This window comes from Megasphaera vaginalis (ex Srinivasan et al. 2021) (assembly GCF_000478965.1).
GTDB classification, from domain to species: Bacteria; Bacillota; Negativicutes; order Veillonellales; family Megasphaeraceae; genus Megasphaera; species Megasphaera vaginalis.
In genome coordinates, this window is sequence record NZ_AWXA01000007.1 from 104,005 (window position 1) to 128,440 (window position 24,436).

Annotated in this window: 17 protein-coding genes and 2 pseudogenes; 18 read left to right on the forward strand and 1 reads right to left on the reverse strand. The window is 51.6% G+C overall.

Translation table 11 applies throughout. The annotated features are described in order from the left end of the window. Positions 1-3 precede the first annotated feature (3 nt). The 6 genes and pseudogenes from HMPREF1250_RS01730 (at position 4) to HMPREF1250_RS01755 (ending at position 7,365) form a co-directional block, all read left to right on the forward strand. The gene (locus HMPREF1250_RS01730) at positions 4-426 is read left to right on the forward strand and encodes a F0F1 ATP synthase subunit epsilon (RefSeq protein ID WP_023052903.1); all 423 of its coding nucleotides are present in this window, start codon (positions 4-6) and stop codon (positions 424-426) included. Positions 427-595: 169 nt separating this feature from the next. Beyond that, a pseudogene (gene topA / locus HMPREF1250_RS01735) lies at positions 596-2,868 on the forward strand (type I DNA topoisomerase). Next, entirely contained in the window at positions 2,858-4,171 is a 1,314-nt protein-coding gene (gene trmFO / locus HMPREF1250_RS01740) for a methylenetetrahydrofolate--tRNA-(uracil(54)-C(5))-methyltransferase (FADH(2)-oxidizing) TrmFO (protein ID WP_023052917.1), read from the forward strand. Before topA ends, trmFO begins: the two are co-directional and overlap by 11 nt. Continuing rightward, positions 4,172-4,714: an ATP-dependent protease subunit HslV gene (gene hslV, locus HMPREF1250_RS01745; RefSeq protein ID WP_023052831.1), complete on the forward strand. Its 543-nt coding sequence runs from the start codon at positions 4,172-4,174 to the stop codon at positions 4,712-4,714. A gap of 16 nt (positions 4,715-4,730) precedes the next feature. After that, positions 4,731-6,131 (forward strand): ATP-dependent protease ATPase subunit HslU, encoded by a 1,401-nt coding sequence (gene hslU / locus HMPREF1250_RS01750; RefSeq protein ID WP_036242302.1) that lies wholly within the window; start codon positions 4,731-4,733, stop codon positions 6,129-6,131. Positions 6,132-6,141: 10 nt separating this feature from the next. Continuing rightward, positions 6,142-7,365 carry a class I SAM-dependent rRNA methyltransferase gene (locus HMPREF1250_RS01755; RefSeq protein WP_023052805.1) on the forward strand — a complete coding sequence of 408 codons (1,224 nt, stop codon included), beginning with the start codon at positions 6,142-6,144 and terminating at the stop codon, positions 7,363-7,365. Between the two features lie 80 nt (positions 7,366-7,445). Here the strand turns inward: HMPREF1250_RS01755 and putP are convergent, their stop codons facing one another. Beyond that, the gene (gene putP / locus HMPREF1250_RS01760) at positions 7,446-8,948 is read right to left on the reverse strand and encodes a sodium/proline symporter PutP (RefSeq protein ID WP_023052881.1); all 1,503 of its coding nucleotides are present in this window, start codon (positions 8,946-8,948) and stop codon (positions 7,446-7,448) included. A 182-nt stretch (positions 8,949-9,130) separates the two neighbouring features. Here putP and HMPREF1250_RS11960 point away from each other — a divergent pair. The 12 genes and pseudogenes from HMPREF1250_RS11960 (at position 9,131) to HMPREF1250_RS01820 (ending at position 24,373) form a co-directional block, all read left to right on the forward strand. Further along, positions 9,131-9,850, forward strand: a pseudogene (locus HMPREF1250_RS11960) (ATP-binding cassette domain-containing protein). Between the two features lie 168 nt (positions 9,851-10,018). Further along, complete coding sequence (locus HMPREF1250_RS11965; protein WP_023052910.1) at positions 10,019-11,104, forward strand: ATP-binding cassette domain-containing protein; 1,086 nt, start codon at positions 10,019-10,021, stop codon at positions 11,102-11,104. Positions 11,105-11,366: 262 nt separating this feature from the next. Next, a complete protein-coding gene (locus HMPREF1250_RS01775) occupies positions 11,367-12,827 on the forward strand; it encodes a [FeFe] hydrogenase, group A (RefSeq protein ID WP_023052822.1) in 1,461 nt (486 codons plus the stop codon). A 331-nt stretch (positions 12,828-13,158) separates the two neighbouring features. Further along, positions 13,159-14,424: an S-layer homology domain-containing protein gene (locus HMPREF1250_RS01780; protein WP_036242305.1), complete on the forward strand. Its 1,266-nt coding sequence runs from the start codon at positions 13,159-13,161 to the stop codon at positions 14,422-14,424. Between the two features lie 332 nt (positions 14,425-14,756). Then, positions 14,757-16,067, forward strand: coding sequence for an S-layer homology domain-containing protein (locus HMPREF1250_RS01785; protein ID WP_036242306.1), 1,311 nt, complete (start codon positions 14,757-14,759; stop codon positions 16,065-16,067). 352 nt (positions 16,068-16,419) lie between these two features. After that, entirely contained in the window at positions 16,420-17,661 is a 1,242-nt protein-coding gene (locus HMPREF1250_RS01790; RefSeq protein ID WP_023052879.1) for an S-layer homology domain-containing protein, read from the forward strand. Positions 17,662-17,762: 101 nt separating this feature from the next. Then, complete coding sequence (locus HMPREF1250_RS01795; protein WP_023052795.1) at positions 17,763-18,017, forward strand: hypothetical protein; 255 nt, start codon at positions 17,763-17,765, stop codon at positions 18,015-18,017. Further along, positions 18,014-18,520, forward strand: a complete 507-nt coding sequence (locus HMPREF1250_RS01800) for a hypothetical protein (protein ID WP_023052861.1) — start codon at positions 18,014-18,016, stop codon at positions 18,518-18,520. Before HMPREF1250_RS01795 ends, HMPREF1250_RS01800 begins: the two co-directional genes overlap by 4 nt. A 239-nt stretch (positions 18,521-18,759) precedes the next feature. Further along, positions 18,760-18,987: a helix-turn-helix domain-containing protein gene (locus HMPREF1250_RS01805; protein WP_023052829.1), complete on the forward strand. Its 228-nt coding sequence runs from the start codon at positions 18,760-18,762 to the stop codon at positions 18,985-18,987. Further along, a complete protein-coding gene (locus tag HMPREF1250_RS01810; RefSeq protein WP_023052770.1) occupies positions 18,980-20,548 on the forward strand; it encodes a type I restriction-modification system subunit M in 1,569 nt (522 codons plus the stop codon). Before HMPREF1250_RS01805 ends, HMPREF1250_RS01810 begins: the two co-directional genes overlap by 8 nt. Then, positions 20,545-21,108 (forward strand): restriction endonuclease subunit S, encoded by a 564-nt coding sequence (locus tag HMPREF1250_RS01815; RefSeq protein ID WP_023052856.1) that lies wholly within the window; start codon positions 20,545-20,547, stop codon positions 21,106-21,108. The genes HMPREF1250_RS01810 and HMPREF1250_RS01815 overlap by 4 nt, the downstream gene beginning before the upstream one ends. 16 nt (positions 21,109-21,124) lie before the next feature. Beyond that, the gene (locus HMPREF1250_RS01820; RefSeq protein WP_023052888.1) at positions 21,125-24,373 is read left to right on the forward strand and encodes a type I restriction endonuclease subunit R; all 3,249 of its coding nucleotides are present in this window, start codon (positions 21,125-21,127) and stop codon (positions 24,371-24,373) included. The last annotated feature ends 63 nt before the right edge of the window (positions 24,374-24,436 follow it).

A 24,436-nucleotide genomic window follows, 5' to 3' on the forward strand; every position in this document is an offset into this window, starting at 1 on the left:
GCGATGGCAGAAACCGGCAAAACCATCCGCTTGGAAGTCATTACGCCTGATGTTACCGTCTTTAACGATGACGTGAATTTCGTTCGCGTTCGCGCATTGGACGGGGATTTGGGCATCATGCCGAATCATGCGCCGCTTATCGCCTCTTTGCGTATTTGGCCGCTAGTCTACGACAAAGAAGGCACGCGTGACTGCATGACCATTGCAGGCGGATTTTTGGAAGTCAATGAAAATAAGATTACCGTCATTACGCCGTCATCGGAATTGTCAAAACAGATTGACAGACGGCGTGCGGAAAAAGCGAAGGAACGGGCTGAAAAGCGCCTTAGCGAACGGGCGGAAAATCTTGATGTCGAACGGGCTCAATTAGCCTTAAAACGGGCGCTGAGCCGAATTAAAGCCTGTAACGGGCCGAAAGATATATAACGAAGAAGGATTGCCGATGCGACAGGTTGCAGGCAATCCTTCTTTTTTTATGATTCCGGCGTCTTGCAGTTGAACGAGAAAGCGTTATAGTGTATTATGTAAAACTAGGTTGATATACACAGGCTTTACCGCGCCTGTTTCTGTCATTGATAAAATAAGGATGATATAGATGCTGGAATTTCCGATTAAGAGAACGATCGTCATTGACGATACGAAAAAAAGAGCAGAAGCCGCAAAAAAAAGGGTGACGATGCGGAAAAGACCGTCATCAGCGGCACTGTCAATCTGCCGAAGCGAGAACCGCTGAAAAAGATGGATCCGCTGCCGAAAAACGCCAAAAATCTGGTCATTGTCGAATCGCCGGCCAAGGCGAAGACGATTGAACGCTTCCTGGGTCCGTCCTACAAGGTGCTTGCCAGCCGCGGCCATCTCCGGGATCTGCCGCGCAACCAGTTCGGCGTCGACATTGAAAACGAATTTAAGCCGAGTTATACCAATATGTATGACAAGAAAAAACTGATTGACGAGCTGCGGCATGAATACGTCCGCTCGAAAAAAGTATATCTGGCGACTGACCCGGACCGTGAAGGCGAGGCAATTTCCTGGCATTTGGCTCATATCCTCGATATGGATCTGCACGAGCCGTGCCGCGTCATGTTTCATGAGATTACGAAAAAAGCCGTCCTCAGCGGAATAGATGAGCCGCAGCCCATTGATTTGCCCCGCGTCGACGCGCAGCAGGCGCGGCGCGTTCTCGACCGCATCGTCGGTTACAAGCTCAGTCCCCTTTTGTGGAAAAAAGTTTGCAAGGGTTTGAGTGCCGGTCGCGTGCAGTCTGTCGCCGTGCGCCTGATCTGTGAACGGGAAGAAGAAATCGCCGCCTTCGTGCCGGAAGAATACTGGACCGTCAGCGGCGTTTATGCGACGGACGACGGGTTGGAGCTGCCGGCGGAACTGGCCAGAATTAACGGCAAAAAAATCAGAATCAATACGGCGGAAGAAGCGGAAGAGATAGCCGCCGCCCTGCAATGGGAAAAAAATAAACGCAGTCAGGATCCCGATCTGATTACGAAAGTCGAAAAACGGCGCCGCAAACGGATGCCGCAGCCCCCTTTTACGACGTCGACAATGCAGCAGGAATGTGTCGGTAAACTTAATTTCGGCGCGAAAAAGACGATGATGTTGGCCCAACAGCTCTATGAAGGGCTTGATATCGGCGACAAAGGCCACGTCGGCCTGATCACGTATATGCGTACCGATTCGACGCGTATCAACGATGATATGGTGCAGGCGGCGCGGGAATTTATTTCCGCCCGTTACGGTTCCGAATATGTTCCTGCCAAGGCGCATACGTATAAGACCAAGCAGTCGAGTCAGGACGCGCACGAAGCCATCCGCCCGACATCGCTCGAATTGACGCCGGCAGCGGTGGCGGCCTACCTCTCGCGTGATCAGCTGCGTCTGTATACGCTGATTTGGAACCGGTTTTTGGCGAGCCAGATGGCGCAGGTCGAAACGGAACATATGACGATCACCATTATGAGCGGCAATTACGAAATGCGCGCCGCCGGTTATACCGTCCTTTTCAAAGGATTTACGGAATTGTATGAAGATGCCAAAAACGACAAGACCGCTGCCGTTTTGCCGCAGCTTAAGACCGGCACGGTCGTTCATAATCGGAAAATCGACAGACAACAGCATTTTACGCAGCCGCCGCCGCGATACACGGAAGCCAGCCTGATCAAGACGCTGGAAGAAAAGGGGATTGGCCGCCCCAGTACGTATGCGCCGATTATGGATACGATTCAGAATCGGAATTACGTTGAAAAGAAAGACAAACAATTTGTTCCGACAGAGTTGGGCGTCGTCATCGTCAACTTATTGAAAGAATATTTTGAAGGGATTATCAACGTCAGCTTTACGGCCCATATGGAAGAAGAGCTTGACGCTATCGAACAGGGCAGCGATACATATGCCCACGTTCTCGGCGAATTTTACGACGTCTTCCGACCGGAGATCGAAGAAGCCGAAGGACATATGGAAAAAGTCACCGTAGCCGGCCAGGATTCCGGGCAGGTTTGCGAACGCTGCGGCGCGCCTATGGTCTATAAATTCGGCCGTTTCGGCAAATTTCTCGCCTGTTCGAATTTTCCCGACTGCCGCAATACGAAAGCCATCGTCGAAGACCTCGGCATTACTTGCCCCCAGTGCGGCAAGGGGACGCTGATCAAGCGCAAATCAAAGCGGGGCCGTATCTTTTACGGCTGCAGCACCTATCCGGAATGCGACTTTGTCCTTTGGAACGAGCCTGTCGATAAAAAATGCGCCAAGTGCGGCAGCATCATGACGGTCAAGCATTATAAAAAAGGACCGGACAAACTGTTTTGCAGCAATAGCGAATGTGAAAATCATAAAAAAGGTGAGATCGTAAATGAAGAATAGCGTACTTGTTATCGGCGCCGGTCTGGCGGGGTCCGAAGCGGCCTGGCAGCTCGCGCGGCGCGGCATTCCCGTCGAATTGGCGGAAATGCGGCCCGCCGTGCCGTCGCCGGCCCATCATACGGAACTTTTTGCGGAATTGGTTTGCAGCAACTCGTTTCGCGCCGCCAACATTGAAAATGCCGTAGGTCTGTTGAAAGAAGAAATGCGGCGTCTCGGCTCGCTGATCATGACGGCAGCCGACAGGCACCGCGTGCCGGCAGGAGGCGCGCTGGCCGTCGATCGCTTTCCCTTCAGTCAAACGGTGACCGAGGCGCTGCGGCACCATCCGTTGATTACGGTTCGCCAAGAAGAAATACAGTCCCTGCCGGACGATCAGATCGTCATCGCCGCTACAGGGCCGTTGACCAGTCCGGCCATGACGGCGGCGATACAGCGGCTGACAGGGGAGGCGTACTTCCACTTTCACGACGCGGCGGCGCCGATCGTCACTGTCGAGTCCCTCGATATGACGAAGGTTTACCGTGCCGCCCGTTACGGCAAAGGCGGCGCCGATTATTTGAACTGCCCCTTTACGGAAGAAGAATATAAGCGATTCTGGCAGGAATTGACGACGGCTGAATGCGCCGAACTCCATGACTTTGAAAAAGATGACAGCGTCTTTGAAGGCTGTATACCCGTCGAAGTCATGGCCGGCCGCGGTATCGACACGCTGCGGTACGGACCGATGAAGCCGGTAGGACTCGAATTGCCGGGAAACGGCGCCTTGCCTTACGCCGTCGTGCAGCTTCGTCAGGACGACGGCGGCGCGACGCTGTACAATATCGTCGGTTTTCAGACCCACCTGAAATTTCCCGAACAGAAACGGGTCTTTTCCCTTATTCCGGGGCTGGAACACGCCGAATTCGTCCGTTACGGCGTCATGCATCGCAATTCGTACATCAATTCGCCGGAGCTCCTGCTGCCGACGCTGCAATACCGCAAGGAGCCGCGGCTCTTTTTCGCCGGTCAGCTTACGGGCGTGGAAGGCTACCTGGAATCGGCGGCGATGGGGCTGCTGGCAGGCGTCAACGGCGCCAGGCTCTTACAGGGCAAAGCGTGCCTGACCCTTTCCGGGCAAACGGCCATCGGCGCCCTAAGCCGGTATATTGCCGCCGGTCCGAACGAAAATTTCCAGCCGATGAATATCAACTTCGGCATTATGGACCCCCTCGGGCTCAAAAAGAAAATGAAAAAGCGGGAAAAAAATGCCCTTTTGGCACAGCGGGCGTTAGCGGAGATCGACCAGGTTAAGGAGTGGATATAAATGGCTGAGGCAACATTTCATGCTACGACGATCGTAGCCGTACAAAAAGACGGGAAAGTCGCCATTGCCGGCGACGGCCAGGTGACGATGGGGAATTCGGTAATCATGAAGGGAACGGCGAAAAAAGTGCGGCGTCTCTATCACGGCAAGATCATCAGCGGTTTTGCCGGCTCCGTAGCCGACGCCTTTTCCCTTTTTGATAAATTCGAAGACAAGCTGAACGAGCATAACGGCAATCTCGTTCGCAGCGCCGTAGAGCTGGCGAAAGATTGGCGCAGCGATAAGATCCTGCACAAGCTGGAAGCGCTGCTTCTGGTAGCGGACAAGGACAAAATCCTCCTCTTGTCCGGCAACGGCGAAGTTATTGAGCCGGACGACGGGATTTCCGCCATCGGCTCCGGCGGCATGTACGCCTTGGCGGCGGCGCGGGCGCTGCAGCAGAACACGGCGCTGTCGGCCGCTGAAATTGCCGAAAAATCGCTGCACATTGCTGCCGATATCTGTGTCTTTACGAATCACCATATTATTGTCGAAGAATTGTAAGAAACGAGGTCTGATGATGAACGAAAGTGAATTGACGCCGAAACAGATTGTGGCGGAACTGAATAAATATATTGTCGGTCAGGCAGCGGCGAAAAAATCGGTCGCCGTCGCCTTGCGCAATCGCTGGCGCCGCAAACGACTGAGCGAAGAGATGCAAAGCGAAATTATTCCCAAGAATATTTTGCTTATCGGCCCGACGGGCGTCGGCAAAACGGAAATTGCCAGGCGACTGGCCCGTCTCGTCGGCGCGCCTTTTATCAAGGTCGAAGCGACGAAATATACGGAAGTCGGCTACGTCGGCCGCGACGTGGAACAGATGATACGCGATCTTGTCGCCAATGCGATCCGCATGGTACAGGAAGAAGAAGGACAGCGGTATGAAGCCAAGGCCGAAGGGGAAGCCAACAAGCGGATTCTGCAGGTACTCTGGCCGAAAAAAGAGGCGACGTCCGCGCAGCCGAACAACCCGTTGGGACTTCTTTTCGGCGCGCCCGAAGAAAGTCCGGCACAACCGGCGCCGCAGCCGCAGGACGCGCCGTCGGGAAAACGGCAGCAGTTGCTGGAAGATATTGCCGCTCACCGTATGGATGACAGGGAAATCGAAATTGAAGTGACGGAGCAGGATAAGGCGATTCAGGGGATTCTGACGGGCAATTCGACGGAAGAGTTGACGAATAACTTCCAGGAAATGCTCGGCAGCATTATGCCGAAGAAGAAAAAGAAGAAAAAAATGTCCATTGCCAAAGCCCGTGAAGTATTTAAGGAAGAAGAACTGGGCAAGTGTCTCGATATGGACGTCATCATAGAAAAAGCCGTCGCGGCGACGGAAGAAGCCGGTATCGTCTTTATCGACGAATTTGACAAGATCGCCGAAAAAGGACATGCCGGCGGTCCCGACGTTTCCCGTGAAGGCGTGCAGCGCGATATCCTGCCCATCGTCGAAGGCGCGACGGTCAACACCAAATACGGCCCCGTCAAGACGGATCACATTCTCTTTATCGCTGCCGGCGCCTTCCATGTATCGAAGCCGTCCGACCTGATTCCCGAACTGCAGGGCCGTTTTCCGATCCGCGTCGAACTCCAGTCGCTGACTGTCGACGATTTCCGCAGCATCCTGACCGAACCGAATCAATCGCTGGTAAAGCAATATCGGGCCCTTCTCGAAGCCGACGGCATTACGCTGGAATTTACGCCTGACGGGATCGGCGCCATTGCCGAGTACGCTTATCGCGTCAATTTGGAAACGGAAAACATCGGCGCCCGCCGTCTCCATACGATCTTGGAAAAAATTCTGGAAGAAGTGGCCTACGAAGCGCCGGACAGGGAGGAAAAAGAAGTAGTCGTCAATGAGGCCTTCGTCGCCGGTAAACTGAACGACGTCGTCCAAAACGTCGATTTGAGCCATTATATTCTGTAAAGGAAACGCTATGAGACCTTACGCCAAATTATACTTGACACGCAAAGGGGAAAGGGCCGCGCGGAGCGGGCATCCCTGGGTTTTCGGAGAAGAAGTGACCGCCGTTGACGGCGCTTACGAGACCGGTGATCTCGTCGACGTCTGTTCCGATAAGGGACGCTATCTCGGTACGGGTTTCGCCAACGACATTTCCAAGATCCGCGTGCGCCTTCTTTCGAACAATGCCAACGATACCTTTACGGAAGATTTCTGGCGGCGCCGTGTCCGATATGCCGTCGCCTATCGCCGTACCGTAATGGGCGAAACCGATTTTTCCTGCTGCCGCCTGATCTTTGGCGATGCCGACCAACTGCCGGGCCTGACGGTCGATCTTTATCGCGACGTTCTCGTTGCGCAAACGCTGTGTTACGGCATGGATACGGTCAAAGACGTCATCTTTCGCGCCCTGGTTGAAGAGTTGAAGCAATACGGCGTCGCCGTCCGCGGCATTTATGAACGGAACGACGTGAGCGTCCGGGAACTCGACGGCCTGATGATGAACAAGGGGTGGTACGAAGCGGACTTTTTGCCTTCGCCGGGCTCCGTTATTACGGAAATTGAAGAAAACGGCATCACTTATGCAGTCGATGTGGAAAACGGACAGAAGACGGGTTTCTTTCTGGACCAGAAATATAATCGCCTGGCTGTCGCCAAACTGGCTGCGGGACGCCGCGTCCTGGACTGTTTCACCCATACGGGCGCCTTTGCGCTGAACGCCGCTTCAGGCGGCGCGCTGTCCGTAACGGCTGTCGATATATCCGCCGAGGCCGTAGCGCAGACGAATGCGAATATTCGCCGCAATCACCGGGAAGATCGCGTGTTTGCCGTTCAGGACAATGTTTTCGATCTGCTGACGCAGCTGTCCGAAGAAAAGCGGCATGATTTCGATTTTATCATCCTCGATCCGCCGGCTTTCACCAAGTCCGGCCATACGCTTCGCAATGCCGTGCGCGGCTACAAGGAGATCAATCGGAAGGCGATGAAGCTCCTGCCGCGCGGCGGCTATCTGGCGACCTGTTCCTGTTCCCATTTCATGACGGACGAGCTTTTCCGCGCCATGCTGCGTGACGCGGCGGCCGATGCCGGCGTTTGCCTGCGCCAGATCGAAGGTCGTCAGCAGTCGCCGGACCACCCGATTCTCTGGAACGTGCCGGAAACGAATTATCTGAAATTCTATCTTTTTCAAGTCGTCTGATGCCATAAAAATAAAAATGGCTATCTGGACGCAGCCGATGAAAACAAGGAGCCCCTTCGTCAAGAAGGGGCTCCTTGTTGTTAGTCTTCATTGTGCAGAACGGATATTTTCTGTTTGAAGTGGATGGCCGTATCGAATTCTTCTTCGATTTCACGGCCCGGTCCGCCTTCCCGCTTGCTGACGAGATAGATGGCCAGGCAGGAGAAGAGGAAGCCGGGAACGATTTCATACAGGCCGAACCAGGCGAATTGTTTCCAAATCAGTACGGTCAGGCCGCCGACGAGGATGCCGGCGAAAGCGCCGTTGCGGGTCATTTCCCGCCAGAACAGGGACAGTAAGATCGTCGGGCCGAAGGCGGCGCCGAAGCCGGCCCAGGCGTATGCCACCATGGTCAGAATGTAATTATCCGGATTGGCGGCCAGTACCAAGGCCAGAGCGGAGACGAGGAGAACCGTGAAACGGCTGACATAGATCAGTTCCCGTTCGCTCGCGTCTTTGCGGATAAAAGCATTGTAAAAATCCTTGGAAATAGCCGAAGACGTGACCAGAAGCTGGGAAGAGGCCGTGCTCATGATGGCGGCCAGCACGGCGGACCAGATGAGACCGGACATGAAAGGCGAGAAAAGATCCTGACTCATGATGAGGAATACTTTTTCCGCATCGGCGCCGACCAGCGTTTCCGTCAGCGCCACTTTGCCGACAAGGCCGACGAGGACGGCCGCCGTCAGGGAGATGATGACCCAGGTCATGGCGATATGCTTGGCCTTGCGCAGTTCGCCGGGATTGCCGATGGCCATGAAGCGGACGAGGATGTGAGGCTGGCCGAAGTAGCCGAGGCCCCAGCCGATGGCGGAAATGATGGCGATGATCCCGGTCATGGTACTGTCGGGGACGAGCTGGAGCAGCTGCGGCGACTCCGTGACGAGACGCTCGGCGATGACGCTACCGCCGCCGACGGCAAGCGCACCGGTGACGGGGACGAGAACGATGGCGAAGAACATCATGCAGCCCTGGATAAAATCGGTCCACGAGACGGCCATGAACCCGCCGAGGAAAGTGTAGAAGACGACGACACAGGCGCCGCAGAGAAGGGACGTCGTATAGTCCAGTCCAAAGACGGTTTGAAACAGTTTTCCGCCTGCGACGAAGCCGGAAGATGTATAGATGAGGAAAAAGATCAGGATGAAGACGGCGGAAATCAAGCGGATGATGTTGGAATCATCGTGAAACCGGTTTTTCAGGTAATCGGGGATCGTCAAGCTGTTGTTGGCGACTTCCGTGTAGTTGCGCAGGCGCTCGGAAACGAAATGCCAGTTCAAAAAGGTGCCCAGACACAGCCCGAGAGCCGTCCAGAATGCGGAAATGCCGATGGCGTAGGCGAAACCCGGCAGCCCCATGAGCATCCAGCCGCTCATATCGGAAGCTTCGGCGCTCATGGACGTGATCCAGGGGCCGAGGCTGCGGCCGCCCAGAATATAGTCGCTGAGGCGCTGCTGCGAGCGGGAATAGTAGATGCCGATGCTGAGCATGGCGAGCAAATAGATGGCAAAGGCCGATAAAACAAGAATATTTGTCTGGAACATAAAAAAACTCCTTTATTCGATGATTGCTTTTCATTGTACTGTAATTTCAGCACAGGAGCAAGAAAAAGTAAGAAAAAAGCGCTTTTGCCGCAGGCGGAACCGACAGGGGATTTGACGTGTGCCGCGCCGCTATTGTATAACAGGAGTAAATTGAAATTTATCATCATATGGAGATGAAAACGATGCATATCATACGCCTGGAAGAAGTTAAAAAAGCATACGGCACGCGCGGCCTTTTCGAGGATCTTTCCCTTGCCGTCGACAGCGGCCAAAAGACGGGACTCATCGGACTGAACGGCGCCGGCAAAACGACCTTGCTCCGCCTTGCCGCCGGACAGGAAGACTGCGACGGCGGTACGGTCTGGCGAAATCCGAAAGGACGAATACATTTTTTGCCGCAAGAACCGCAGTTCGATCCGGAGAAGACGGTACTGGAAAGCGTTCTTGACGGCGACCTGCCGGTCATGAGGCTCCTGCGCCGCTATGAAGGAGCCCTTGCCGCCGGCGACGACGCGGCCGTAGCCGGACTGACGGCGGCGATGGATGCCGCTGCGGCCTAGGATCTGGAGCACGAAGCGGCGATTATTTTGCAAAAATTGTCCGTAACGGAACTGACGGCTCCTGTCGGCGCCCTTTCGGGGGGCCAGCGAAAGCGGCTCGGTCTGGCCCGGGCGCTGATCATGCCTTGTGATCTGCTGATTCTCGACGAACCGACGAACCACCTCGATGAACTGACGATCATCTGGCTGGAAGAATACCTGCGCAACAGCAAGAGCGCCATCCTTGTCAGTACGCACGACCGGTATTTTCTCGACCACATCGTCACCTCCATCGTCGAACTCGACGACCGCAGGCTGTATAGCTACGAAGGCAATTACGGCGACTACCTGCTGCTGCGGTAGCAACGGCTGGAAGAAGCGGCGGCGTCGGCGGCAAAGCTGCGCAACGTCATTCGCCGTGAGACGGCCTGGATCCGGCGCGGCGCGCAGGCGCGATCGACGAAGCAGAAAGCGTGGCGCGACCGCTATGAAGCCCTTTGCGCCGGCGAAACGGCCAAAGCCGACGAAACGGTGGGATTTTTTGATACGTCTCGCCGGCTCGGCAAGACGATTATCGACATGGATGGCGTCGCTTTCGCCTATACGGGACAGGAAGAGCTCTTTCGCAATCTGACCTATCGCGTCGTCAAACATGACCGCCTGGGGATTGTCGGGCCGAACGGCGTCGGTAAATCGACGCTGCTGAAGGTCTTGGCAGGAGAACTGCAGCCGACGCGGGGAACGCTGCGTACGGGCAGCACCGTTTCCTGCGGCTTTTTCCGACAGCATGTGCCGCCGTTGGACGAGGAGCTGCGCGTCATCGACTACGTCAGAGAAACGCGCCGCTTTCTTACCAATCAATTCGGGCAGACGATTTCGGCTGGTCGGCTGCTGGAACAATTTCTTTTTACCGACGAAATGCAATACACGCCGATCCGCAAACTTTCCGGCGGAGAACGGCGCCGCCTTTACCTGCTGCGGCTGCTCATGGATCAGCCTAACGTGCTGCTCCTCGATGAACCGACGAACGATCTCGACATTCCGACGCTCACCGTTCTGGAACGATACCTCGACACTTTCCAGGGCGTCGTCATCGTCGTTTCTCACGATCGGTATTTTCTCGATCGCGTCGTCGATAAGCTCTTCGTGCTCGAAGGACGGGAATGGCGCCGCTACGACGGCGATTACAGCGATTATCTGGAAAAATCGGCGCTGCCGCCGTCGGAAGGAGCGGTAAAAAAAGAAAAGACGGCGCCGCAAAAAGAAAAAGCCGACAAAAAAGAACGGGGCCTGACGACGCGGGAAGAAAAGGAAATGGCGACGCTGTCTGCCGAACTGGAACGCTACGAAGCCCTGGCCAAAGGCCTCGCCGCCGCCATCGCCGCCGCCGGCAGCGATTACGCCGCCGTAGCGCCCCTATTTGGCGGAGCAGGAAGAGACGGCGGCGAAAATCGACGCCATGACGGAGCGCTGGCTGGAACTGACGGACAAAGCGCGTCAGCCGGAATAAGGCGGCTTTCCGTCAAGGGCGGCGAAGGAAAACGCGTCCATAGTTCCGCACGGCGCAGGCGGCAAGCGGCGGCGCCGCCGTTTAGGGGAGAGACGCCGTTTTTCTGAACGGGCGATGAAAATAAGGTGATAACGGTACGGAATAGGTCGCCTGGATACAGAAAACGATAAAAAGGCCTGACGGTTCTTATTTCGTAATAACAGCGTATGCCGAATCGGAATATGATTGATGTAAAAATGATTAAGTAATTTCATTCGGAAACTATGGAAAAAAATGGCTGTTTGTATTACTCTATAAAAAGAAGTTGTACTATGTGAAAAAAATAATTTATCTTTTCCTGTCTTACGTTCATATAGAAGGAGCCGTCTAATGCTTAATTTCCAGTCACGTTTTAAAGAACTCGCGCGTCGCGTACCTATCGATGAGCACAACTGCTCCGTCCAATTTGAAGAAAGTAAGTGCAAAAATTGTACGTTGTGCCGTCGCGTCTGCGCCAATACGCAGACCGTGATGGATTACTATTATTTACCCAGCACAGGCGATATGCCCATTTGCGTCCATTGCGGCCAATGCGCCTCGGCTTGCCCCTTCGATGCGATCACGGAAGTGAACGACGTCGAACGGGTCAAGGCGGCCATTGCCGATCCCGATAAGATCGTCATGTTCCAGACGGCGCCGGCCGTGCGCGTCGGTCTCGGCGAAGCCTTCGGCCTGGAGCCGGGAAGCTTCGTCGAAGGGAAGATGGTCGGCGCGCTCCGCGCCCTCGGCGCCGACTACGTATTCGATACGAATTTCGGCGCCGATCTGACGATCATGGAAGAAGCGATGGAACTGCTCCACCGACTGCAAGCCGAAGAAATTCCTATCCCGCAGTTTACGAGCTGCTGCCCGGCGTGGGTCGAGTTTGCCGAAATCTTCTATCCCGACCTGATTCCCCATCTTTCTTCGACGAAGAGCCCGATCAGCATCTTGAGCGCCGTCGAAAAGACGTGGTTCGCCGAAACGAAGAATATTGATCCGAAAAAGATCGTTAACGTCTGCGTGACGCCGTGTACGGCTAAAAAAGCGGAGATTCGCCGTCCCGAATTCAACGTGTCGGCCAATTTCTGGGACATTCCCGAACTGCGCGATACGGACATCTGCATTACGACGCGCGAATTGGCAGGCTGGATCAAGGAAGCGGGACTGGATTTCGAACAGTTGCAGGAAGGCGCTTTTGACCGCGTCTTCGGCCAGGCTTCCGGCGGCGGCATCATTTTCGGCAACACCGGCGGCGTCATGGAAGCGGCCATTCGTACGGCGTATTACTTCTTTACCGGCCGTACGGCGCCGAAAGATTTCATCCCCTTTGAAGACGTACGCGGCCTTGAAGGCGTGAAGAAGGCCAGCGTCGCCTTCGGCCATTTCGTCCTGCACGTTGCCGCCATCAGCGGTCTCGGCAACGCCCGCGTCTTCATCGACGATCTGATCAAAAACGACCTCTTCGAAAACTATTCCTTTATCGAAATCATGGCCTGTCCCGGCGGCTGTATCGGCGGCGGCGGCCAGCCCAAAGTCAAGGCGCCGCAGGTCAAGAAAGTGAACCAGGCCCGCATGGACCGGCTCTATCAATACGACGCCGAAGCGCAGATCAAATCGAGCTGGGAAAATCCGGAAATCAAAGCCCTTTACGAAGCCTTTCTCGAAGAACCGCTGTCGGAAATGGCGGAAACCTATTTGCATACCTATTTCGACGACAAATCGGATCTCTTGGGCAGAATGAAGAACGTCGAACCGGAGACGAATCCCATGTCCAATCGCTTTAAGGCCCATACGAACAACTTAGTATAAAAAATGAACATATAAGCATATGGGATAACGCTGCTCCTTATTCTGAAAAATTCAGATAATGGGCAGCGTTTTTTGCGTAGACAGAGGCAATGACAAGACTTTTTCCACGGAAACAGCGGTAAATATCATTATGCAATTGACATGCATTATCACATTTAGTATAGTATATATATACCTTAACGGTACAAGTCGGGGACAGTGGAGAAGAAGGCGGCAGCCGGTACGGAAGTAATCTTGAGGAAATAAGGACAACTCATCGGTGAAATCGGACATTGGCATCCTGCTTTTTTACCGTTGTTCCATGGCAAAGGATAGAAAAGGAGAGGATCAAATGAAAAAGAAAATCGTTACATCATTGGTCATGACGATGGTAACAGGAGCGGCCTGCGCCTTTGCGGCCAATCCCTTCGTCGATGTGCCGGCAGACAGCTGGGCTTATCATTCCGTCGTTACCTTGGCCGAAGCGGGCATCATCCAGGGCGTTGACGGCACGCACTTTGAAGGGGGCCGCAACATTACCCGCTATGAAGCGGCTGAAATCGTCGCCAAAGCTATGGCGCACCAGGACCGGGCCACCGTCGAACAGCGGGCCATGATCAACAAGTTGGCCGATGAATTTTCCGCTGAGTTGAACAGTCTCGGCGTTCGCGTTTCCGACTTGGAAAAAAAGGTCGGTAACGTCCGGCTGACAGGCGACGCGAACGTGCATTATCAGCATTGGGACAAGGCGTTCAAAAACGACGCGTCCTGGGAATACGCCGTGCACCTCCTGGCGACGGCCGATGTCAACGACAAGACGACGGTCAATTTCGGACTGAGCACAGATGACATGAGCTTTGCCGACGAAGGCTCCGCTTCGGGCAACAAAGATCACCATGTGTACGCCGACCACGCCAATGTCGAATACCGCGCCGGCAACATGAACTTCCTCGTCGGCCGCTATGATTATCAGATCGGCAACGGCTTGGGGCTCCAGTACAGCGACACCTTTGACGGCGCCCAGGCGCAGTATGTCGGCAATCGCTTCACCTTGACCGGCGGCTACGGCAAGTTCAAGGAAGGCGGCATCAATAACGTCAAAACCGGCTATGTTTCTCTCGACGGCGCTTTTGAGAAATTCGGCGCCGGCCTCTATTACAATCAGTTCCACGGCGAAAGTGTCGATGAAGACGGGACCCATGAAGCGGTCAATGCCGACAAGCTCTACGGCGGGTATCTTTCCTTCCGTCTCGGCCAAAAGCTGAACCTCATCGGCGATTACCAGCGCGTTTCCTTTAAGGATGATACGGCGGACGCCAACCTCTGGGGCGCCAAGCTCCAGTACGGGGAAGCCGATGCGGCGGAAAAAGGCACGTGGGACGCCTGGGTCGACTATGTGAATGTCGATCAGAACGGTTTCGGCGGCTCGACGGGCAATTGGCGCGACGATGATTTCCTCGGCTGGGACGGCGGCGTCAGATCATGGGGCGTAGGGTTTGACTACACCTTGGCGAAGAACGTCATGCTCGCCGCAGGGCAGACCTTCGGTTCCAAAACGAAAAAAGGCGATACCGATCCGAAGGAATATACCAGTGTGGAACTCGATTTCTTCTTCTAAATCGGCAATACGAATACAGCGGACTGACAGGCCGGATACAGTTAGCTGACAAGGCCGGTACAGTTCGGTTACAGTTTGGTTAAAAAGCGGGATAATTCGCATGGTTATGCGGATTATCCCGCTTTTGACAAGGCGGAATTCCGGCAGTATACTGACGTCACAGCAGCAGGAAAAAGCGTACTGCCGCTGTCGGGAGCAGACAGGAAGAAACGCAAGGTGCGTAAACGAGAGGAAACCAGGACAACTCGCCGCTGAAACCTTGCAGATCCTTCGTGAAGCCCTCGCCTGCAAATACGCAGGACACGCGAAGATCTTAAAAGGAGTGAAGTATGATGAAAAAGAAAATACTCGCAGTTTTAGCAGCAACGATGGCAGTCGGCGCAACGTGCGCTTTCGCCGCCAATCCCTTTAGCGACGTGCCGGCAGACAGTTGGGCTTACCAATCCGTCGTTACCTTGGCGGAATCGGGCATCATCCAGGGTGTTGACGGTACGCACTTTGAAGGCGACCGCAACATCACCCGTTATGAAGCCGCCGAAATCGTGGCCAAAGCCATGGCGCACCAGGACCGGGCCACTGTCGAACAACGGGCCATGATCAACAAACTGGCCGACGAATTCGCCGACGAACTGAACAGCCTCGGCGTTCGCGTTTCCAATCTGGAAAACCGTGTCGGCAACGTGAAGCTGACAGGCGACGCCCGTCTCCGCTATCAGTACCAGGGGGACAGCGCCCGTTCCACCGGATTGAATGATGACAATTCCTGGGACTACCGCATCCGCCTCCGCGCGAATGCCAATGTCAACGACCGGACCAATGTCGAACTCGGCGTCAGCACGAACAACCAGAGTTTCGGCAGCGACACGGCCGCTTCCGCCGATACGGACTCGTCCCTCTACGTAGACCGCGCCAACGTCCGCTACCGCCTGGGCGGCAATACGGACCTGACTGCCGGCCGCTACAACTACATCTTGGGCAACGCTTCCGGCTACCAGTACGGCGACACCTTTGACGGCGCGCAGCTCAAGTATGACAACGGCAAATTCGCCGCCACGGCAGGGTACGGCAAATTCAAGGAAGGCGCGCTGAACAACGTCAAGACCGGTTACGGCGAACTGGAAGGCTTCTTTGATAAGGGCTCCGTCGGCGTCTACTACAACACCTTCAACGGCACGCCGAACGCGTCGGTATACGACGAAACCGTCGGCGACACCATCGCCAGCAAGGATACGCCGGACGATATCTGGGGCGCTTACGGCACGGTCAATCTCGGACAGAAATGGAACCTCTTCGGTGAATACCAGCGCGTCAACAACCAGGATTCCAACACGGTCAACACGAAAGACGCCGACGTCTGGCTCGGCAAGCTGACCTACGGCAAAGCCGACTTTGCGGCGCCGAAATCGTGGGATGCGTGGGTTGAATACCTCGATGCGGGAGACGGCGCGTACTACGGCTCGACGAACAGTTGGAGACGCGCGGATCTGCTGGAAAACGTACAGTCCTGGGGAGCCGGCGTCGATTACACCGTCGCCAAGAACACGCAGCTCCAGGTCATGCAGTCCTTCGCTTCGAAGACGAAGGACGGCAGCGCCGCCGATCCCGATGAACAGACGCGGGCGCAATTCGTCTTCTCCTTCTGATCGAACAGGCGAAATGAGAAACGAGAAATAAGAATACGGAAAAAGCAGCTCTGTAGAGCTGCTTTTTTCGTTTTGCAGACGCCGTTTACAAAATGGCGGCAGGAGACTTTCAAAACGAAGGTATGGAGACTGGGAAAATTAAAATACAGAAGGGGCCTTGACATCGGCAAAACACATCTGCTATACTCATTTCAGTGATGCAGCATCCATATGGGGCTGCAAGGGTACGTGAAAGGCAGAACGAGAAGAACGGAGCGGCGAGGAAACGTGGACAACTCCCGAGGTACGTTCAGCTCCAGTATGTCTATTCGTACCGAATAATTATATTTTTCTCAAAAAGGAGTTGTTTTGCATGAAAAAGAAAATCATTGCATCCTTAGTAGCAACGATGGCTGTCGGCGCTACCTGCGCATTCGCAGCTAATCCCTTCGTTGACGTACCGTCAGACAGCTGGGCTTACCAGTCCGTCGTTACGTTGGCAGAATCCGGCATCATCCAGGGCGTTGACGGCACGCATTTCGAAGGCGACCGCAACATCACCCGTTATGAAGCTGCTGAAATCGTTGCCAAAGCGATGGCTCACCAGGACCGCGCCACTGTTGAACAGCGCGCCCTCATCAACAAATTGGCTGACGAATTCTCTGACGAACTGAACAGCCTCGGCGTTCGCGTTTCCAACTTGGAAAAACGTGTCGGTAACGTAAAATTGAACGGTGACGCTCGCGTCCGCTTCATCCATCAGAAAGATAGTGTTGAAAATGATGCATCATGGTCCGCTCGTGTTCGTCTCCAAGGCAATGCCATGATCAACGACAGCACGAAAGCCGTTTTGCGCGTAAGCACGAACAATATCAGCTTTGCTGATACCAAAAATGCTTCTTCTGAAGATAATGAGCTTTATTTCGACAAAGCCTATGTTGACCACAATTTCGGCAGCAACTGGGATCTGATGGTCGGCCGTTATCAGTATGTATTAGGCAATGCCTACGGCTATGAATACGGCGATACCTTCGACGGCGCTCAGCTCAAATACAACAACGGCAAGTTTGCCGCCACTGCCGGTTACGGTAAATTTAAAGAAGCTAATTTGAACGACGTAAAGACGGGCTACGGCGAATTGGAAGGCTTCTTTGACAGAGGCGCCATCGGCGTTTACTATAACAGTTTCAATTTGGCTGATTCCGCTGCTGCATATGCACCGGATAACCTCTGGGGTGCTTATGCCAGCTTGAAACTGGGCCAGAAGACGAATCTCCTCGTCGACTATACGAAGATTCAGAACAACGGCGCTATCGATGATGCTGACGTCTGGGCTGCTGTCCTCAAATATGGCAACGCCAACTTCGCAGCACCGAAGACGTGGGACGCATGGGTTGAATATATCAATGCCGACCCGAACGCTTTCTATGGTTCGACGAACAGCTGGAGAACAGGTAGTCTCCTCAACAACGTCAAATCTTGGGGCGTAGGCGTTGACTACACCTTTGCCAAGAACGCGCAGTTCCAGGTAATGCAGTCCTTCGCTTCCAGCGCTAAGAAAGGCGATGCAGATCCGGAAGAAGAAACACGCGCTCAGTTCGTGTTCGTATTCTAATCTCTTTCGCAGAGATAAAAGACCGCTCGCAAGAGCGGTCTTTTTTTGTCCTGCCGGCAGGGATATGGTATAATAAGGCATCATCTTTCAGGAGGTCCGTAATGAAGATTTATGTTGACGAAGAAGAGCGGGAGCTGCACGTCTATGACCGCGTCGCCGGCAACGTCGATTACGCCCGCCACGTCCTCTGCGCGGAAGAGCGGCTGACGACGACGGAGTACGGCGAATTTTCCTTGACGGCGGCGGAGTTTGCGGTCTGGGAAAAGCGGCTGGCAAAACTCCAGGAATCGGAAGATATCCGCTTTGCCATTCATCCCGTCGTCGATGCGACGGTAAATTTAAAGAAGCTAATTTGAACGACGTAAAGACGGGCTACGGCGAATTGGAAGGCTTCTTTGACAGAGGCGCCATCGGCGTTTACTATAACAGTTTCAATTTGGCTGATTCCGCTGCTGCATATGCACCGGATAACCTCTGGGGTGCTTATGCCAGCTTGAAACTGGGCCAGAAGACGAATCTCCTCGTCGACTATACGAAGATTCAGAACAACGGCGCCATCGATGATGCTGACGTCTGGGCTGCTGTCCTCAAATATGGCAACGCCAACTTCGCAGCACCGAAGACGTGGGACGCATGGGTTGAATATATCAATGCCGACCCGAACGCTCTCTATGGTTCGACGAACAGCTGGAGAAAAGGTAGTCTCCTCAACAACGTCAAATCTTGGGGCGTAGGCGTTGACTACACCTTTGCCAAGAACGCGCAGTTCCAGGTAATGCAGTCCTTCGCTTCCAGCGCTAAGAAAGGCGATGCAGATCCGGAAGAAGAAACACGCGCTCAGTTCATGTTCGTATTCTAATCTCTTTCGCAGAGATAAAAGACCGCTCGCAAAGGGAGTGCAACTTAGGGATTTGAAAAAATCAAGTTTTTAAGTACGCCTCCCCAAACGGTGCAAAGAGAATAGCGACTACGCAAGAGCAGAAATGCTCCTGTGTGGTCGCTTTCTTTTTGTAAATAGATTTATATAAAAATTGAAAAATTCACTTTTGCGTGATATACTTTAAGCATATCGGCTAATAGGATTAATGGAGGTGTGATATGGCAGTCAGTTATAAAAAACTGTTTCATTTATTGATTGAAAAAGATATGACAAATGCCCAGTTGATGCAGGAGGCAGGGTTCTCTGCCAACATCATCACACGGCTAAAACGAGGCGGATATATCTCCCTTGACAGTGTGGAGAGTATTTGCCGTGTGCTGCACTGTGGCGTAGATGATATTTTGGAATTTATTCCAGACGAAGACGGAGGAAAAGAAAATGGTTGATACTAAAAAGGAACAAGAGCGTGATGAACTCCATCGTGCAATCTGGGCAATAGCGGATGAACTGCGTGGTGCAGTAGACGGATGGGATTTTAAGAACTATGTCCTCGGCACAATGTTTTATCGCTATATTTCCGAGAACCTGTGCAGCTACATCAATGACGGTGAAATCAAAGCCGGAAATACCGATTTTAATTTTGCAACAATGCCAGATGACGAAGCCGAAGAAGCACGGGACGGTCTGGTGGAAGAAAAAGGCTTTTTCATATTGCCAAGTGAACTGTTCTGCAACGTCAGAGCAAAGGCGGCAAACGATGAAAATTTGAATGAGACACTGGAAAGCGTATTTCGTCATATCGAGGAATCTGCTAAAGGTAGCGAGGCAGAAAGCGACTTTGCCGGACTGTTTGATGATTATGATGTTAACAGCAATAAGCTGGGGTCTACGGTTGCCAAGCGCAATGAGAAACTGGTCAAGCTGTTAAATGGCGTGGGTGAAATGAACCTCGGTGCTGTGAAAGACCACACCTTTGATGCTTTTGGCGATGCCTACGAATACCTTATGTCCATGTATGCCTCTAATGCAGGTAAATCCGGCGGTGAGTTCTATACGCCTGCCGATGTATCGGAACTGCTGACAAGGCTTGGTACAGTAGGAAAAACTGAAATCAATAAGGTATATGACCCTGCGTGTGGGTCCGGAAGTCTATTGCTCAAGGCTGAAAAAGTTCTTGGTAAGGATGCCATCCGCAATGGATTCTATGGACAGGAAATCAATATCACCACTTACAACCTGTGCCGAATCAATATGTTCCTGCACGATGTGGGGTTTGATAAATTTAATGTAGCCTGTGAGGATACGCTTATCAGCCCACAGCACTGGGATGATGAACCATTTGAACTTATCGTGTCTAATCCTCCCTACTCTATTAAATGGGCGGGTGACGAAAATCCACTGTTAATCAATGACCCTCGCTTTTCTCCCGCAGGGGTTCTGGCACCTAAGAGCAAGGCAGATATGGCATTTATTATGCACAGTCTTTCATGGCTGGCATCCAATGGTACTGCTGCTATCGTATGCTTTCCGGGTATTATGTATCGTGGCGGTGCGGAACAGAAAATCCGTAAATATCTGGTAGACAATAACTATGTAGATTGCATCATTCAGTTACCAAGCAATCTATTCTTCGGTACATCCATTGCCACTTGCATTATGGTAATGAAGAAGAATAAGAACGACAACAAGACCTTGTTTATTGATGCGTCTAACGAGTGCATCAAGGTCACAAACAACAATAAACTAACACCTGAAAATATTGACCGAATTGTAGATGTGTTCTCAAAGCGTGAAGAAGTGGCACACTTCTCCCACGTTGCTGATTATGATGAAATTACAGGGGCAGATTACAATCTTTCCGTTTCTACTTATGTTGAGGCAGAGGATACCCGTGAAAAGATTGATATTGTAAAGCTGAATGCAGAAATCGAAGAAATCGTCATGCGTGAGAATGAACTGCGTGAGGCTATTCGAAACATCATCGAAGAAATCGAGGTGGGCGTATGAGCAAGTTAGAGGAATTGGTTGCAGAGTTATGCCCGGATGGGGTCGAATACAAGGAACTCAGTGAAATCCTTACAATTAAAAACGGCAGCGATTATAAAAGCTTTGGCACAGGAGATATTCCCGTTTATGGCTCCGGTGGAGTTATGACGTATATTGATAGGGCTGCATATGATAAGCCTTCGGTATTAATACCAAGAAAGGGCTCTATCGACAAGTTATACTATGTAGACACTCCATTCTGGAATGTTGATACAATTTTTTACACTGTGATTAATTTGGATTATGCGCTACCACGATATGTTTATCATTGTCTATTACGAGAACATTTGGAGCAATATAATACGGCTGGTGGTGTACCGAGTTTAACGCAAAAGGTATTGAACAAAATCAAAATTCCTGTACCACCATTGGGGGTGCAGAGTGAAATTGTCCGTATACTGGACAATTTCACGGAGCTTACAGCGGAGCTTACAGCGGAGCTTACAGCGGAGCTTACAGCGAGGAAAAAACAGTATGAATACTATCGAGATAAACTTTTGACCTTTGAAGAACTTTCATAAAAAGGAGGCGAATCATATGCCGTTTTTTAACATTGTGGCCGAGACATCTGAAAACACCGTTGTTACAGAATATACACCAGAAAAGGCACGCTCTGATAGTTACCAGAGTGAAGAGGCGTTAGAAAAAGAGTTTGTTCGCCTACTTTGTGAGCAAGGCTATGAATATCTGCAAATCCATACAGAGAAGGATTTAATCAGCAATCTCCGCAACCGCTTGGAGTCACTGAACCACTATCGGTTCTCTGATACAGAGTGGCAACAGTTTTTTGCGGATTCCGTTGCGAACCCCAACGAGCATATCGTGGAAAAGACCCGCAAGATACAGGAGGACTTTGTCCAAGTGTTGAAACGGGACGATGGCTCTACGAAGAACATCACACTCATGGATAAGAAAAACATCCATAATAACAGTTTACAGGTTATCAACCAGTATGTGCTTGGTAAAGAGGACGGCGCAAAGTACGATAATCGCTACGATGTGACGGTACTGGTAAATGGTCTGCCCTTGGTTCATATTGAACTGAAACGCAGAGGGGTTCCTATTCGTGAGGCATTCAATCAGATAAACCGTTATCAGCGTGATTCTTTTTGGGCAGGCTGTGGGCTGTTTGAATATGTACAGATTTTTGTCATTTCCAATGGTACAAATACGAAATACTATTCCAACAGCACTCGCTTTAATGCTATCAAGGATGCGGTTTCTGGCAAGACGAAAAAGGGAAAAACAAGCAACAGCTTTGAATTTACCTGCTTCTGGGCAGATGCCAATAACCGTGTTATCTCGGATTTGATTGACTTCACAAAGACCTTCTTTGCAAAGCATTCTCTGCTGAATGTACTGACTAAGTATTGTATTTTTACATCGGAAAATATGCTTATGGTTATGCGTCCATACCAGATCACGGCAACCGAGCGTATCTTGAATCGTATAGAGATTGCCAACAACTATAAAAAATACGGCAGCGTGGCAGGTGGCGGATACATCTGGCACACCACAGGCTCCGGCAAAACGCTCACCTCTTTCAAGACAGCACGGCTGGCATCACAATTGCCTTACATTGATAAGGTGCTGTTTGTGGTTGACCGTAAGGATTTGGACTATCAGACCATGAAGGAATATGACCGCTTTGAAAAAGGTGCTGCCAATAGCAATACTTCTACCAGAATTTTAGAACTGCAGTTGAGTGACAAAGATTCAAAAGGACGTCCCAAAGAATGTCGTATTATTATTACTACGATTCAAAAACTGGCTACTTTCATAAAGAAGAATCCTAATCATGAGGTTTACAATAAGCATATCGTTATTATCTTTGACGAATGCCACCGTAGTCAATTTGGTGATATGCACACGGCTATTATAAAAAACTTCAAGAAATATCACCTGTTTGGTTTTACAGGAACCCCGATATTCGCAGCCAACTCTGGCGCATCCAAGAACCCGGAGTTCTTTACAACAGGACAGACCTTTGGTGACCAGTTACATACCTACACCATCGTGGATGCCATCAACGATAAAAATGTCCTGCCGTTCCGTGTGGACTATATCAAAACGATGGATACGGACGAAGAGATTACTGATGAAATGGTATGGGACATCAATCGTGAAAAAGCAATGATGGCGCCTAAGCGTATTGAATTGGTGACACGGTATATTTTGGAACATTTCGACCAGAAAACCTACCGTGGGGATAAAACCTATATTTTCAATACCCTCACGAATATTGAAGAAGTGGCATCCAACCAGCGTGGCACGGTTGAAGAAATCAAGCAGCAACAACGTCTTAGCGGATTTAACTCTATTTTTGCTGTGGCATCTGTGCCAATGGCAAAACTGTATTATCAAGAATTTCAGAAGCAGATGGCAGCAGACCCAACCAAGAAGCTGCGTGTAGCAACGATTTTCAGTTACGGCGCAAATGAGGAAGAAGCTGACGGTATTCTGGATGAGGAGAACTCTGAGGACACTTCTGCCCTTGACCAGAACTCCCGTGATTTTCTGGAATCTGCTATCCGTGATTATAATGAAATGTTCCATACAACTTATGATACTTCCAGCGATAAGTTCCAGAACTACTATAAGGATGTATCCCTACGCATGAAAAACAAGGAACTGGACTTGCTCATCGTAGTTAATATGTTCCTTACTGGTTTTGATGCCACTACTATGAACACGTTGTGGGTGGATAAGAACCTGAAGATGCACGGTTTGATACAGGCGTTTTCACGTACCAACCGTATCCTCAATTCTATCAAGACTTTCGGTAACATTGTTTGTTTTCGCAATCTGCAAAAGCGTGTAGATAGCGCAATTTCTCTGTTTGGAGACAAGAACGCTGGCGGTATTGTGCTTTTGAACAGTTTTAAGGATTACTACTATGGTTATGAGTCCGTAGACGGAAAGCCAATGCCCGGCTATGTGGATATGATGGAGGAATTGAACGAGAAGTTCCCTCTGGAAGAACCACAGATTATTGGCGAGCAGAATCAGAAGGATTTTATTTCTTTGTTTGGTGCAATTCTGCGTATGCGTAACCTGCTCGTATCCTTTGATGAATTTAAGGGTAATGAACTTATTACCGAGCGTGACCTACAGGACTACCTTGGCAGATACCAAGACCTGCGTGATGAATGGAAACGCAGACGTGAAGCCGGAGAAAGCACAGATATCACAGACGATATTGTGTTTGAGGTGGAATTGATAAAGCAGATTGAAATCAACATTGATTATATTCTGATGCTTGTAAAGAAATACCACGATACCCATTGTGAGGATAAAGAAGTTCTGATTACCATCAATAAAGCCATTGATGCCAGCCCGGAACTACGCAGCAAGAAACAGTTGATTGAAACCTTTATCGCAGGGGTCAACGATGCAGATGACATCATGAGCGAGTGGCATGATTATGTGGTCAAACAGCGTGAGGCTGAATTGCAGACCATCATTACAGAGGAAAAGTTAAAGCCGGAGGACACCCGTAAATTCTTGGAGAATGCTTTCCGTGATGGTGAAATCAAAACCTCCGGTACAGACATCGATAAAATCATGCCTCCTGTTTCTCGCTTTGGCGGTGGTGGCAGAGCCAAGAAAAAGCAAGGTGTCATTGATAAACTGAAGACATTCTTTGAGAAGTATTTTGGCATCGGTGGCTCGGCAACCTTTACTGAGCCGGAACACCCAGCGACCATATATGAACTGAATCCACAGGACAACCTGTCTATGGTGGCAGAACCGAAGACACCATATGGTAGTGATGAACACAAATAAGTGATGAGTATAACCACGCAGAAGGACAATGTTCTGCGTGGTTTTCTTTTGCCCTGTGGGGGT